This window comes from Chitinivibrionales bacterium (genome assembly GCA_035516255.1).
Lineage (GTDB): Bacteria > Fibrobacterota > Chitinivibrionia > Chitinivibrionales > FEN-1185 > FEN-1185.
Genome location: DATJAL010000002.1, coordinates 244,503 through 258,077, shown reverse-complemented (window position 1 = coordinate 258,077; position 13,575 = coordinate 244,503). Strand labels below are relative to the sequence as shown.

Below are 13,575 nucleotides of genomic sequence, written 5' to 3'. Positions count from 1 at the left end.
GCCATGAAATCTAAAATCACCACCTCGATTCTCATGATCTGTCTTGCCGTGCTCTGCGGCTTTGCTCAGCAGAAAAAAGAGACCGTCGCCATCATGACGCTCAAGGGCGGCGCCGGCGTCACCAAGGACGAGGCCGAGCTGATTTCCGACCGGCTGCGCGTGGAGTTCTTCAAGACCGGAATGGTTGACGTAATGGAGCGCGAGCAGATGTCGGAGATCCTCAAGGAACAGGGGTTCCAGCAGACCGGCGCGTGCACCAACGAATCATGCCTCATCGAGATGGGGCAGATCCTCGGCGTGCAGAAGCTCGTGTCGGGCTCCCTCGGTAAAGTTGGCTCCATGTTCATGCTCAACCTGCGCCTCATCGACATAAAGACCGCAAAAATCTCGAGGACCGTTTCCGATGATGTCAAGGGAGACCTTGAAGACATGGTCGGGCGCCTCCCGAAGCTTGCGCAGGAACTTTGCAGACAGGAGCCGCCGCCCAAATCCGCCCCGCAGGCCTCGGAGCGCAAAGAAGGCCGCAAGGAAACGCCAAGCAGGGATCAGCCGTCAAGCGAGCCATCATGCGACAAGCGCGCCTACATCGAAATGGCGCCGTTTGAAAAAGGCATTATCGGCTTTGACCTGGAGGAGCGGGACTGGCGCGAGGCGTACGAAAAGCTCGCCGACAAGCTTTCCGATTATATCAAGCCCGGCGTCGACACCGCGTCCCGCGGCGCGCTCGACAGAGCGCAGCAGTGCAAGGCGTATGTCATCAGGCCGCAGCTCGAATCATATTCCACCAGGCCGGCCAGGTTCGGCCAGAAAGAAGGCATGATGCGCATGACCTTCTCGTTCTTCGAGACGCCCTCCGCCGCAGCGCCCAGCCTCACGGTGACCATCGACGGGATCGGCGAGCGGCACTGGAAGGACGTGAAGCCCTTCATTAACGCGTGCGAGGAGACGGGCAAACTGCTCGGCAAACAACTTGAGAAATCGGGCGACCTCGACCGCATCAACGGCAAGAAATAGCGCGATGAAAACAACGATCATTGACAATGTAGAAGTCGTCCTCTCCCACCCCGTGGACGTGAAGGCCGAGTGGATCGGCCAGCAGGAGCCGCTGCGCCAGCTCCTCGCGTGCTGGATCACGGTCGCGAAAGACGACCTGCCGCTCACGCCGAGGCTCATCGGCGTGCCGGGCATCGGCAAAACCACGCTCGGCATCACGGCGGCGCAGAAGCGCGGGCAAAGCGTCTATGTGTTGCAGTGCACGTCGGACACCAGGCCCGAGGACCTGCTCATCACGCCGGTGCTTTCCGAGAAGGGAAAAATAGCCTACCATGCGAGCCCGCTTTTGTCCGCGGCGATCGAGGGCGGCATCGCGGTGCTCGACGAGGGAAACCGGATGTCGGAGAAATCGTGGGCATCGCTTGCCGGCCTTTTTGACAACAGGAGAATGGCCGAGTCCGTGGTGGCGGGCATCGTGGTGAAGGCGCACCCGGAATTCAGGGCGGTCGTCACCATGAACGACGATTCCTCCACGTACGAAATCCCGGACTACATCATGTCGCGGCTCCAGCCCGGCATCGAAATCTGCTTTCCGAGCCGCGAAGACGAGCTGAAGATCCTCTCGTACAACCTGCCGTTCTGCCCCGAGGAAATACTTGACATGTGCGTCGACTATCTGCAGCAGGCGCACGGCCTCGACCTTCCCTACTCGGTGCGCGACGGCATCAACGCCATCCGCTACACCCTCAAAAAGCGGAAAAACGGCTCAGGCGCGAATGTAAAGGACCTGTTTGCGGATTCCGTCAGGCAGATTCTCGGCGATGAGGCGCTCGACCTTGAGGCGCTTGCCGCGAAACGCAAACTGTCGGGCGAACATTTGCCCGATATGAGCCTCGGCGATTATTTCTTTCCTGACGACGAGGACCTCAATCCCGACGCCAAGGACCATTGAGGCTGGCTATGAAGCTGGCGGATTCCATCACCCTCGTCCCCTATATCCACGGAAAACTCACCTTTGCCCAGCACATACGCGACCTGTGCCTTCAGGAAAAATTCGACTGCATCGCCGTTGACATTCCGGAATGCTTCGAGGAGCATCTGCTCGACGCCATCCACGATCTGCCGCACATCTCCGCCGTGATCGCGCGGGGTGCGGACGGAACGGTGTATTACGCGCCTGCGGATCCCTGCGATGCGTCCATTGAGGCGATGCGCCAGAGCGGGCAGAACCATGTCCGGTGCTTCTGCATCGGCCATGCTGAGCTAAGTGCCCCTGCGCCGCTCCCGCCGCTTCCAGACGATTATGCCGTGGCGCAGCTCGGCTTTGACGCTTATGCGTCGCTGTGCCTGCGTGTGATCGCGTCGGGCCATCCCGAAATCGGCGCCAGTGGATCCGAGCATTTCCATGACCAGGAAACCGGCGCCCAGTTCACCGCGTTCAGGCTTCATCAGTTGCGCTGCGATTATCGCAACATTCTCGCGCTGGTCCACATGAACCGTTATAGCGCGGTGGTGCGCCATTTTAAAAAGGAGAAAACCTACAACCTCTCCTTTGCAAAGACGCCTTCGTACGCCATCACCAGGGAATTCGTCAACCCCGACCACCTCTACTTCGCGCTCGGCGAACTGCCGTACGTCGCCGGCAAGTTCGAGCGCGAACGGTATGAGCCGTTTTCGCGGCGCGTCAACCCGGCCGACACCGTGAAGAGCCTTTTCATCGAGACACGCGACGAATATTCCGACGCGAGCGAGGACGCGGCCTTTCTTTCCCCGGCCCGGATCCAGGCCGGCCTCACGTTTCTGCGCAACCTCACGGTGAGCGAGCGCCGATTCATGCCGACGCTGTTCGACATCGTGGCGGCCGCCAAGGGCGTCGGCGGCAACGCCTATGCGCTCCACATCCTTAAAAGCGCCAAATATTATCCGTATCTGCCCTTTGAACTTGACAAACCGCTGCTCTCCGTTGGAATTGACAAAGTGGAGCTGCCCGGGGATGCCGGCGCGAGGCCGGCAATCAACATGTTCCGCGACGTGCGGGTGTACTGGCGGACGCTTTCCATCAAGCCCGACCCCTCGCAATTGGCAAAAAAGAAATACCGTTTTTCGTGGCGGCCCGGCTCCGTGTGCTCGCACGTGCCCGAGGACCGGCGCATCGAGGGGTTCAACGCGCACGTGCGCAAAAAGGCCGGGGCCGTGGTGTGCGAGGACCGGTCGCTCACGGAGAAATTCACCGTGTCGGTGAAGGACGGCATCGACATCCGCGAAACCATGCGCAACTGGTTCAACGCCGACATTTACGTGCGGGAAATCCCGCCCTCGCAGGGAAAAACCGACATGGTGGTGATCATCTTCGACGAGGGGCACGACGACAACTACCCGCACTGCGCAACGTGGTACGCCGAGCATGACCAGGAATCCACCCTCACGTTCTACGCCACCGACCCGTACGCCGACCTGATCGGCCCGGGCATCGCACGCTCGAGATACGGCGGACTCTCCCTGCTGTTTCCGCCGCGCCTGATTCCCAACGTGTTCGCGCTCAGCGACGCGCCGGAGCTCAAAAGCCTTTCCGAATATCTCGCGTACGGCGCATTGTTGTTTTCACGGGAAAAGATTATTCCCTACGTCGCGGCGAAAAAACCGGGTGTGCGGCTTACCGGGCTGGCCAAGAAATTCAAGAAACGATTCGTATGGATACCGCTTTCGGCGTTCAGTATGGAAACGATACGGAAGCTGCGCACCTTTCATGTGCTCAATGGGAAAACCGTGCGGAGCTGGGCGGCGAGGTTCATTGGAGAATAGTCATCCCTGATGGATCCATCAACTATCTTTACAACCGATACATCATGCCTCACAAGTTGAAATCATTCACCTTCCTTGATTTTGTCATCATCGCATCATGTCTTGCCGGGGCTCTTCTCTTTTTACCCCTCATGCAATCCCACGCGCCCGCCACCGTCGTGGTTTACCGCGAAAACAAGAAAATCGCCCAATACGCCCTTTCTTCCCCAAAGGAAATCACCCTGAAGGGAAAAATCGGCGACCTGTCCCTTTCCATCCGCGACAACAGCGTGCGCGTAGCGTGGGCGGATTGTCCCAAGCAGATCTGCGTGCACGCGGGCGCGATACGGCGCGTTGGCCAGCAGATCGTGTGCGCGCCGAACCATATCCTCATCGAACTTGAAGCTTCGTCCGGGAAAGGCATCGATGCAATCACTCAATGACGCGGCGCAGCAGCAGGCGGTGAGAAAAACGGTGTGGCTCTTGTGCGCCGTGGCCCTGAACGCACTTGAATTTTTCATCCCGCGCCTCCCCTTTTTCCCCTGGCTCAAGCCCGGGCTCGCGAACATCATCACCATTCTCTGGATCATCGAATACGGCGCGGTTGATGCTGTGCTGTTTTCCCTGTTGCGCACGTGGATCGTGGGATTTTATTTCGGTTTTTCATTTCTCACCATATCCCTGGCGATGAGCGGCGGCGTTCTCTCGACCATTACCATGGGAATCTTCTGGAGCCTGCTCGGAAAAAACAAGCTTCTCGGGACCATCGGCCTCGGCACCATCGGCGCAGCGTTCCACAATGCCGGACAACTGTGCGCGGTGTACGCGCTCATGGCTGCCAACCTGCACCTGTTTTACCAGATCCCGGTGATGCTCATTGCATCCGTCATTTTCGGCGGTATCGTGGGGCTGCTCGCGCCGCTGGTTTACAAAGTGGTTGGACCCGGAATGATCTCTATGGATTCGCAAAACAATTTCCATCTTCCGGCGATCAGAGCTTCATCATCCAATCATTTCTTTTCATGGATACTTTTGTGCTCCTGCATTGCGATCGTCTTCTCAGATTCTTATGAAGCGCTGTGCGCATGCGCCGTTGCCGCATCGTTGATCGTTCAGATTCAACTCAAAGGATCAATCAAAGCATTCTTCAAGCCAATGTCCGGTTTCTGGGTGCTTTTCGTTTTTATCGCCTGCGTCGATCTGTTCTTTTCCTACGGCACGCGGATTGAAATTATCCCATTTGTCACGCACGAGGGTGTCGACGCGACGCTCAAGCAATGGCTGCGGCTCTGGACTTGGCTCCAGGTTTCCAGCATTCTTTCGTATTTCAACTTTCATGCGGTGATGCTGCAGACTTTACGGGCAATATTCAAGCGGCATGATGAAACAATTTTCGCAGGTGTGCTTGCGCTGGAATATTTTCCCGGGATCGCGGAAGATGGGAAGAGGTTTATAAAAAATAAAATTGCTGTAATTTTTGGGCGAAAAGAGGAAAAAATTTTGAAAAACAGCCTTGAAGGATCAATTGAGACTAACTGGATAACTGCTTTGGTTACAGGGCTTTATAAGCTTGTTATTTTAAGAGTGATAAAATAAAAATCATCGGCACCAATTTTTCCTGAAGCCTCAATAAACGATCCCTGCTATCGGTAATTCACCACAAAACCAGGATTGGGCGTCAAGGACTGCTTCAGCCCCGCGCTCGCCCACCCCGTTTTCGTGCTGTCAATGAGAAATCCCAACATGTTCCTTGTCGAAAGATATTCAAGCGCCTTTTCCGCGGGCATCAGGAACGCGGTCTTAATGGCCGCGTCGACCGCCAGCGGGTCGCGTCCCGTCACGGTCGCGCTCATGTTGAGGGAGCCCGGCTTGCCCGTTTTCGGATCGAAGAGGTGGTGGTACCGTTTGCCGTTGACAATGAAACACCGCTCATAATCGCCGCTGGTGAACACGCAGCCGCCGGTAAACGACAGCGTGGCGATCAGATTAACCGAATCGCGCGGATCCTGTATGCCGATCACCCACGGCTCGTTCGACGGCTTGGTGCCGTATGCTACAAGGTCGCCCCCGAGGTTCACCAGAAAGCTCGCGTGCCCCCTTTCGCTGAAGAACTTCGTGGCTTCCCGCAGCACAAACCCCTTTGCGATGCCGCCGAAGTCAAAGTGCATGCCGCGCGGTAAAACCAAAACGCTGTCCGAAACAAACCGGACGCGGCCGAACCCGGTGAGCGCGAGCACGCTGTCGATTTCAGCCTGCGACGGAACGTGGTTTTCCCTCTGGTGCGATTCCAATCCGTAAAGGGTCTTGAACGGCTCCACGGTGACGTCGAACAGCCCGCCGGACAACGCATATTCTTTTCTGCATGCGGCAATGATCGGGGAAAATGCGGCTGAAACGGACGCCAGGGAATCCGGCCGGTGGTTGATTCGCCATATCACGCTTGACTGCTTGGAAATGGAAAGCATGTCCTCGAGCCGTCCCGTGAGCGCCTCGAACGAATCGATGTCGGCCTCGGCCCGCGAGGACGCCGAATACACCGTGACGTCGATGCCCGTGTCGAGGCCGAAAAAATGCCGGGCGTGCTTTTCCACCCTGGCGCAGCCGGCGAGCGCCGCGCCGATGCCGAAAAGCACGGCGGCGCTACAGGTCAAGCGGAGCAATGATTTTTTCACCGTTGAAGTCCTTTTTGGCAAGTAAAAGAAACGCAATCCCGGCGGCGGCGAGAAAAAGAAACAGCGGCCATCCGGGCACGCCGGCCGCGTAGCGGAGCGCGTAATAGATCCCGCACACGAGGCCGACGAACAGTAAGTTGACAAAGGGCAGCAGGCGCGGGCTCGACAGGCGTATGGACATCCACGCGCCGGCGGCCGCGTTCATGAACGTGCCCGCGCAGTAAAGCAGCGCCCCGAACAGCAGGGAATCTGTTTGAAAAAGACACTGTTTGGAAATGAGGCTCGCCCATAAAAACGACAGCGCGAAGCTCAGCCCGCCGATGACGACGGCCATGAGAATGACAAAACCGGTCTTCCCCAACAGGACGCTGTTGCGCGGGAATCCGCTGGTCAGAAGAATTTCCATGGAACCGCTCAGGCGTTCAGCCACGAACACTGAATTGGCGAAGCTGCCGCTCACGATGACCGAAAAGAAAAGCCACCAGAGCGGGTTTCCGGACAGAACGGATCCCGAACCGCTGCTCAGCGGGATAAAACTCCAAACAAAAATCAGAATGCCGTGCACGGCAAAAACGCCCTTTTCGCTTCCGAAGAAGCTGCGCCATTCCTTTTTAATGATGGTGAGGGTGTCTTTCATTTTCTATTCCTATTAAGAAAAATAGCCACAGAGGCACAGGGTGAAAGCAAGTTTAATCAAAATTTACTGAAAAGATTTGGTTATCCATTCCCCGTCTATTCCGAATCCAATTTTCAACGCTCTTTTTCTCCGTGTTCTCTGCGTCTCTGCGGCTATTTTCTTGTTTCCCGGTAATGATCGCGTATCCTGTCTTTAAGGTCGTCCGGTTCCGGCCCGACTTCCTGGATCTCGCAGCCTTCGGCAACAAGCGCGGACACTATTTTCGGGACAACCGCGGGTGGGTCTACAACGGAAAAACGCCATGCTCCATTGTCATACTCCGGATGAAACCGGCAGATGTCCTCTATGACTGAGCCGAAGTTCTGCCCCTGCGCGCAGCGCACGAACCACGGTTTCGGCATGGCCGCTTCATCATGCGACTTGAGAATATCGATGCGTTTGTTGTGAAGCATGCCTACCGTGTCGCACAAATCCTCTATTGCCTGAAGCTGGTGGGAACTGATGAGCACGGTGCCGCCCTTTTCCTTGGCGAGCTTTACAAGCCGGTAAAAGTGGTCGCTTGCGTCAACATCGAGGGCCACCAGGGGCTCGTCGAGAAAATACACGGCGGGCCACGAGAGAAACGCGCGGCAAATGGCGCATTGCACCTTCTGTCCCCTCGACAGCAGCTTAACTTTTTTCTTTCCGTTGCGGAATTCATCCTCGATGAAGGTGTCCCGCCAGAACTCGTTTACATATGCTTCCACGTGCCGCCATTCCATTCTCTTTGCCGCGGAAAAGACTTTTAAGTTCTGGGCCACGGTCAGGTTGCCGGCAAACCCGTCATGGTCAAGGATGACGCCGAGCCGCCGGAAATATTCCGCCCGGTGCCTCCAGGGATCAAATCCGAGCACGTTGATGCTTCCCCGGTTGGGACGCAAAAGGCCGAGAAGCAAGCGAATCAGCGTTGTCTTGCCGCTGCCGTTCAGGCCCACGAGCCCGAACGCGCAGCCTTCAATAATGGACAAGGAGGCGTCGTCGAAAATTGCGTTCTTGCCAAAGCTTTTAAACAGGTTCTGGATTTTAATGACGGCGTCGGACATAGGGATTAAAAATGCCTTATGCGACGATGATTTTAAAGTGCTTATTTTAAAATAGATGCTGTCGGTTGCCTGATGACATCATCCGCCGACTATTCTTATTATTATAAATAAAATTCTCATCATGTATTTTTAATTCATGAGAATCATCACTGCCACCACCGCGGGGTTCTGCATGGGCGTGCGGCGCGCGGTCGACATCGCGCTCGAGCAGGCGGCCAAATCCGGCGGCGGCGTGTACACCCTTGGACCACTCATCCACAACAACCAGACCGTGCAGATGCTCAAGGAGCGCGGCATCACCGCGCTTGACGATGGCAACCCGCCGCCGGCGGGATCGTCCATTCTCATCCGCGCGCACGGCGTGGCGCCCGAAGTCCAGCGCTCGTGGGAGCCGCGCGGCCACGTGATCGACGGCACATGCCCAAAAGTCAAGACCGTGCACCGCGTCATTGAGAAATACCGGGCGCAGGGCTACGCCATCGTCATCACCGGAGACGCGGGACATGCCGAAGTGGTGGGACTACAGGGATACGCGGGCGATGCCGGCCACCTCGTCGGCTCACCCGACGATGTGGAAAAGCTGCCCGGTTTAAAAAAAATCTGCCTTGTCTCGCAGACCACCTTCGACAACGTCACCTTTGACGAAATCGCCGGCGCAATCCGCAAGCGCTTTGCGGGCGGCGAGGTGGTGATAAAAAAAACCACCTGTTCGGCGACCGACCGGCGTCAGGAAGAGACGCGCGAGCTCGCGAAAAAGGTCGACGCCGTGCTCGTGGTGGGCGGGAAAAACAGCGCCAACACCAGGCGTCTTGCAAAAATCGCGGCGGAAACCGGTACGCCCACGCAATGGATCGAGACCGAAAAAGAAATCGAATGGGACAAGATCGCCAACTGCAAGACCGTGGGCATCACGGCCGGCGCGTCAACGCCCAACTGGATGATCAAACGCATCACGGATTATCTTTTGTATATGGACCAAACTCGGAAAATCACGCCGGTAAACCTGCTGCGGCACGTCATCGACCTTTTTTCCACGCTCAATATTTTTGTAGCGACCGGAGCGGCGCTCGTCTATTACGCGTCGTGCGTGCTCCAGGGACTGCCTCAAACGGTTTCCGGTTTCGCGCTTTCGTTTCTTTATTTCCTTTCAATGTACCTGTGGAACAGCCTCACGAGCATGGAAGCAACCCAGCACCTCGGCGTGGGAAGGTACCGTTTCTACAGCGCGCACAAGCCCGCGCTGTATGCGGTGGTGGCCGTGTGCATCCTGCTTATCCTGGTAATAAGTTTTCTTGAAAGCAGGGTCCTTTTTTATCTCATGCTATTCGCGACGTTTGCCGGATCGGTGTATCATATCACCATCGTTCCCGCATTTTTACGAAAGTTCCTCCGGTACGGCAAACTCAAAGACGTGCCCATGTCACGCGACCTGTTCGTTGCGCTGGCCTGGGGCATCGTGCTCACGTTCGTTCCCATGGCGGGCGCCGGCGGCGCGAGCCGCATCTCACTGATCACCATGCCCTGCTTCATACTCATTTTCGTCCTGGCGTTTCTCCGCTCCTTGATCTTTGATTTGCGCGATATCGAAGGCGACAGGATCATGGGCAGGGAAACGCTGGTCACCATCATCGGCGAGGAAGGGGCCAGAAAACTCGTTCTCGCGGTGATCCTGCTCACCGGCGTCGTGTGCGCGCTTTCTCCCCTGTTCGTCGGGCCGGCAAAAAGCCTGCACGTGTCGGTAGGATTTTTTCTCCAGATGATTCCGCTTCTCTATCTGTACGTTTTCATGCGGTTCAACCGCGAGCACCGGATAGGCAGGTCGGTGCTTTTCAACCTGTTTGCAGACGGGCATTTTTTCCTGGCGGGGCTGTGCGCTTGGCTGGCGGCGGGTGTACGACAACCTTGACAGTTGAAAGTGGGAAACTGGAAGTTGAGGGCAAAATACCTGTCATGAAACCGAGGCTTCTTCTCCACATCTGCTGCGCGCCGGACGAGGCATGGGTGGTGCATTCGCTCTGTGCCGAATACGATCTGCGCTGCTATTTCTGCAACCCCAACATCCAGCCCCGGGAAGAATACGACAAGAGGCTTGTAGAGGCGCGCAACACCGCGCGGCGGTACGGCGTTTCCTTTGACGCCGCGCCTTACAAACCGGAAGACTGGGAGACCGCAGTAATAAACTTTCTTGACACCCCGGAAGGCGGCGCGCGGTGCGAGCAATGTTTTCTTCTCAGGCTCAGGGACACGGCGCGGTTCTGCAAGGAAATCGGTTGGACATCCTTCACCACGGTGATGAGCATCAGCCCGCACAAACGGATTGACATGCTGAACAAGACGGGAAAAATCGCAGCTGATGAATTCGGGGTGACGTACGAGCCGTTTAATTTCAAGAAGAACGACGGGTTTTTAAAAAGTATCAAGTTGAGCAGGGAGCTGGGACTTTACCGACAGGATTACTGCGGGTGCAGGCTGAGCAAGGAGGAGAGGAATTTGAGATTAAAAAAATGAAATTGGGCGTTCCCGGCCGTCCTTCCGGTTTCGCCTTCGGCCCGGGCCGCCACGGCGCTATGCCGCTTCGCGGGGCGCTGGGCGGCACCGCGCTCCAGCGCGGCCTCCAGTCCTGCTAACGCGCGGGCGGAGAACATATTACTATCAACCACTGTTTGGCGCGATGCCGAGATTTGATGCGTGAAAACTTCTGAAATAAATTTTAAATGTACCGAATGATAGCAAGTGCCAGGGGAACGCCCATCTCCCAAATTGAATTCTTATTCTAAAACAGTCTCCCGAAAAGTATTTTAAGGCTGTAAAAATTTTCAGTCGGTGTGTGGCTCAGCCTGGTTAGAGCACTACCTTGGGGTGGTAGGGGTCCGCGGTTCAACTCCGCGCACACCGACCAGTTTTCTCATTGAAGCCCTCGACGCCGAAAGTGCCGGGGGCTTTTTCTTATACCCTTTTGTCAACATTTTCAAACAAATCCTGTCCGAAAAGCTTCGGTACCTCAAAACCTATAAAGCATCATGCCGTTTCCCGTGATGCTCGGCATTTGCCGGGCGTGGTGAAGTGAATAACTATTGGGAACAGAAAACCGGACGGTTCTATTCATCCTCCGCAAAATAGATGCACTTTTCCCATTCGCCGGATTCCGCCACCGGGCAGGCAGTCGAGGCAGGATCAACAGAAATTCCATCTTCAATCTGCGCTGCATTTATGTGCTTCCTTATTATTTCGTTGCCCTCTTTGAGCTTACATCCTAAGCAGCCGGGCTCGTTTAATTTTGTTTGCAGGTTCATGCAAGCCATATACTATTTCCTTGCCATTTATTTTTCATTAAAAAATATAGTAATCGGGCGACATGTCAAGCACGATTTATCTTTCCCGTTTTCTGCATGAAACCACTGCTGCTCCGATGATCGCAAAGTCCGCCCTTATCGGTGACGCAACGCTCCCTGAAAATCTTCGCGCCACCGCCGCATTTTAAACCGTGGAAAATCAGAAAATCCTGAAGCCAAATCACGTAAATATATTTTATTTTCCTTATCGTTCAGGGGTCCGCGCGAATCGGACGCCTTATAAAATAGGAATATTGCACCAAAACGAAAAATTGCATGCACCAAAACGTAACTCGAAAATGTAGCGTTGAATCAGCGCTTCGTTTTTTGCCTTTTTTTCCCGAATTTTCCTTGGCATGTCGTTTGCCGATTAATGGGAGCACAGAGTTTATCCGCATTCGGTAAACTTAGGCCCGCATGCGGCGTCGATTTACCTTTCACCATCCGGAGGCGCAGGTATGCGCAATAAATGTATCGCTCTTTTCATCGGCCTGTGTGCATTATGCGCGACGGCGCAGGATTCGACAAGCCCGGTCCGCGTCGGCATCAACGTAACCACCAATGCGTTGACGACCCTGAACAACTCCAGTTACAACGCCAAGGGACTCCGGAATACCGGCATGCTCGGCGCACGCCTTTTTGTAATGCCGATGCTTGCCATTGACGGCGCCATCGGTTTCGGCTTGAATACGGCAACCAACGCGGATACCGCCTCGCTCACGCCGAAGGACCCGGGCATCTCCGAGGTGAGCGGACAGCTCGGATTGTTCTGGAAATTCACACCCGCATCATGGAAATCGTATCTCGGCGTGATGGCCAACGGCGGCATCGCCTATCAAAAATGGTACGACGCCGTACAGCTCAAAGACACGACGCGCGTGTACCCCGCCCCGCCGGCAAAAAATTATGTGACCTACACCATAACGGAACCCTATTCGGTGATCGTCCCGTTCTTCTTCGTGGGACTCGAACCCGGATTCGCGTTCGACAACCATTTTTCTCTGTTTGCAAACTTCGGCATCAACGGGATCTTCTATCCCGATTCCAAGGCGATCGACCAGCGCTCGGTGAGCACGAACACGGGGTATATCACCTCGCTGCCGCTCGTTGAACGCAAGGACGCGAGCTTCGAGATGTCGGTATCGTCGGTGGGGCTCGGCGTCCGTTTTCTTTTCTGAACGTTCGTGAACGTATCATAAAAACCTTTTGAAAAAAGGACATGCCTATGCGTACCACAACCGTTTTTCGTACGGCACTTGTTTCTGGCCTCGTGCTTTGCGCAGCCTCCCTCTGTGCGGCCGCCATCGCGGTGGACGTTTCCATCCGTGTGGGACCGCCGCCGCTTCCCGTCTATTCCCAGCCGGTTTGCCCGGGTCCGGGTTATCTGTGGATGCCCGGCTATTGGGCATACGGTCCGGACGGCTACTACTGGGTTCCCGGAACGTGGGTCATGGCCCCGCGGCCCGGCCTGCTCTGGACGCCCGGGTATTGGGGATGGTCCGACGGCGTGTACCTCTGGCACGAGGGTTATTGGGCCCGTCACGTCGGTTTCTACGGCGGCATCAGCTACGGGTTCGGTTACACCGGCACCGGGTTTGTTGGCGGGTATTGGCGGGAGGGAGTTTTCAGCTATAACCGCTCCGTGACAAACGTGAATGTCACCATGGTCCACAACACCTACACCAAAGTGGTTGATAAAAACGTCACGGTAAACCGCGTCAGTTTCAACGGCGGAACAGCGGGAACACACGCGCGGCCGAATGCCGCGGAACTCGCCGCCGCCCGGGAGCGCCACGTGCCGCCCACGGTGCAGCAGACGCGGCACTGCAGCGACGCGCGGGGCGACCGCACCCTGCTCGCCTCGGAAAACCATGGACAGCCGCCGGCGCCCAGCCTCGCAAAACACGCCGCATGGGGGCCGGGCGGCGAACGGGGCCGCATTGCCGCTTCCGAGCGGGAAGACCTTGACGAACGAGACGGCCATCAGAAATTCAGGCAGGAACCCCGCGCCCGCAGGAGGTAGATTTTCCAATTGTCAAGGGGAACGCCTCGCCCGCTTCTCTTGCCATGCGTAATCA

General features: G+C 56.2%; 14 protein-coding genes and 1 tRNA gene. 11 read left to right on the top strand and 4 right to left on the bottom strand.

Annotation, left to right across the window (positions count from 1 at the left end):
- Positions 1-3: 3 nt before the first annotated feature.
- The 5 genes from VLX68_01665 to VLX68_01645 are packed head-to-tail and all read left to right on the top strand — an operon-like array spanning position 4 to position 5,370.
- Complete coding sequence (locus tag VLX68_01665) at positions 4-1,014, top strand: hypothetical protein (GenBank protein ID HUI90929.1); 1,011 nt, start codon at positions 4-6, stop codon at positions 1,012-1,014.
- Between the two features lie 4 nt (positions 1,015-1,018).
- Positions 1,019-1,945 carry an AAA family ATPase gene (locus VLX68_01660; protein ID HUI90928.1) on the top strand — a complete coding sequence of 309 codons (927 nt, stop codon included), beginning with the start codon at positions 1,019-1,021 and terminating at the stop codon, positions 1,943-1,945.
- Between the two features lie 8 nt (positions 1,946-1,953).
- Entirely contained in the window at positions 1,954-3,795 is a 1,842-nt protein-coding gene (locus VLX68_01655) for a hypothetical protein (protein ID HUI90927.1), read from the top strand.
- 44 nt (positions 3,796-3,839) lie between these two features.
- Complete coding sequence (locus tag VLX68_01650; protein ID HUI90926.1) at positions 3,840-4,217, top strand: NusG domain II-containing protein; 378 nt, start codon at positions 3,840-3,842, stop codon at positions 4,215-4,217.
- Entirely contained in the window at positions 4,201-5,370 is a 1,170-nt protein-coding gene (locus VLX68_01645; protein ID HUI90925.1) for a Gx transporter family protein, read from the top strand. Before VLX68_01650 ends, VLX68_01645 begins: the two co-directional genes overlap by 17 nt.
- Positions 5,371-5,417: 47 nt before the next feature.
- Here the strand turns inward: VLX68_01645 and VLX68_01640 are convergent, their stop codons facing one another.
- The 3 genes from VLX68_01640 to VLX68_01630 form a co-directional block, all read right to left on the bottom strand.
- The gene (locus VLX68_01640; GenBank protein ID HUI90924.1) at positions 5,418-6,446 is read right to left on the bottom strand and encodes an FAD:protein FMN transferase; all 1,029 of its coding nucleotides are present in this window, start codon (positions 6,444-6,446) and stop codon (positions 5,418-5,420) included.
- Complete coding sequence (locus tag VLX68_01635) at positions 6,415-7,083, bottom strand: hypothetical protein (GenBank protein ID HUI90923.1); 669 nt, start codon at positions 7,081-7,083, stop codon at positions 6,415-6,417. The genes VLX68_01640 and VLX68_01635 overlap by 32 nt, the downstream gene beginning before the upstream one ends.
- 152 nt (positions 7,084-7,235) lie before the next feature.
- Positions 7,236-8,165, bottom strand: coding sequence for an ABC transporter ATP-binding protein (locus tag VLX68_01630; protein HUI90922.1), 930 nt, complete (start codon positions 8,163-8,165; stop codon positions 7,236-7,238).
- Between the two features lie 136 nt (positions 8,166-8,301).
- On the opposite strand from VLX68_01630, the gene ispH reads away from it, so the two are divergent.
- From ispH to VLX68_01610, 4 genes are all read left to right on the top strand, one after another.
- Positions 8,302-10,071 (top strand): 4-hydroxy-3-methylbut-2-enyl diphosphate reductase, encoded by a 1,770-nt coding sequence (ispH, locus tag VLX68_01625; GenBank protein ID HUI90921.1) that lies wholly within the window; start codon positions 8,302-8,304, stop codon positions 10,069-10,071.
- A gap of 44 nt (positions 10,072-10,115) precedes the next feature.
- Entirely contained in the window at positions 10,116-10,673 is a 558-nt protein-coding gene (locus VLX68_01620; GenBank protein HUI90920.1) for an epoxyqueuosine reductase QueH, read from the top strand.
- A complete protein-coding gene (locus VLX68_01615) occupies positions 10,670-10,792 on the top strand; it encodes a hypothetical protein (protein ID HUI90919.1) in 123 nt (40 codons plus the stop codon). Before VLX68_01620 ends, VLX68_01615 begins: the two co-directional genes overlap by 4 nt.
- 194 nt (positions 10,793-10,986) lie before the next feature.
- Positions 10,987-11,064 (top strand) — tRNA-Pro (locus VLX68_01610).
- A gap of 199 nt (positions 11,065-11,263) precedes the next feature.
- Here the strand turns inward: VLX68_01610 and VLX68_01605 are convergent.
- The gene (locus VLX68_01605; protein HUI90918.1) at positions 11,264-11,467 is read right to left on the bottom strand and encodes a hypothetical protein; all 204 of its coding nucleotides are present in this window, start codon (positions 11,465-11,467) and stop codon (positions 11,264-11,266) included.
- 488 nt (positions 11,468-11,955) lie between these two features.
- Here VLX68_01605 and VLX68_01600 point away from each other — a divergent pair, with 488 nt between their 5' ends.
- Positions 11,956-12,675: a hypothetical protein gene (locus VLX68_01600; GenBank protein ID HUI90917.1), complete on the top strand. Its 720-nt coding sequence runs from the start codon at positions 11,956-11,958 to the stop codon at positions 12,673-12,675.
- Positions 12,676-12,722: 47 nt separating this feature from the next.
- On the top strand, positions 12,723-13,520 hold the full coding sequence (locus tag VLX68_01595) for a YXWGXW repeat-containing protein (protein HUI90916.1): 798 nt from the start codon (positions 12,723-12,725) through the stop codon (positions 13,518-13,520).
- The last annotated feature ends 55 nt before the right edge of the window (positions 13,521-13,575 follow it).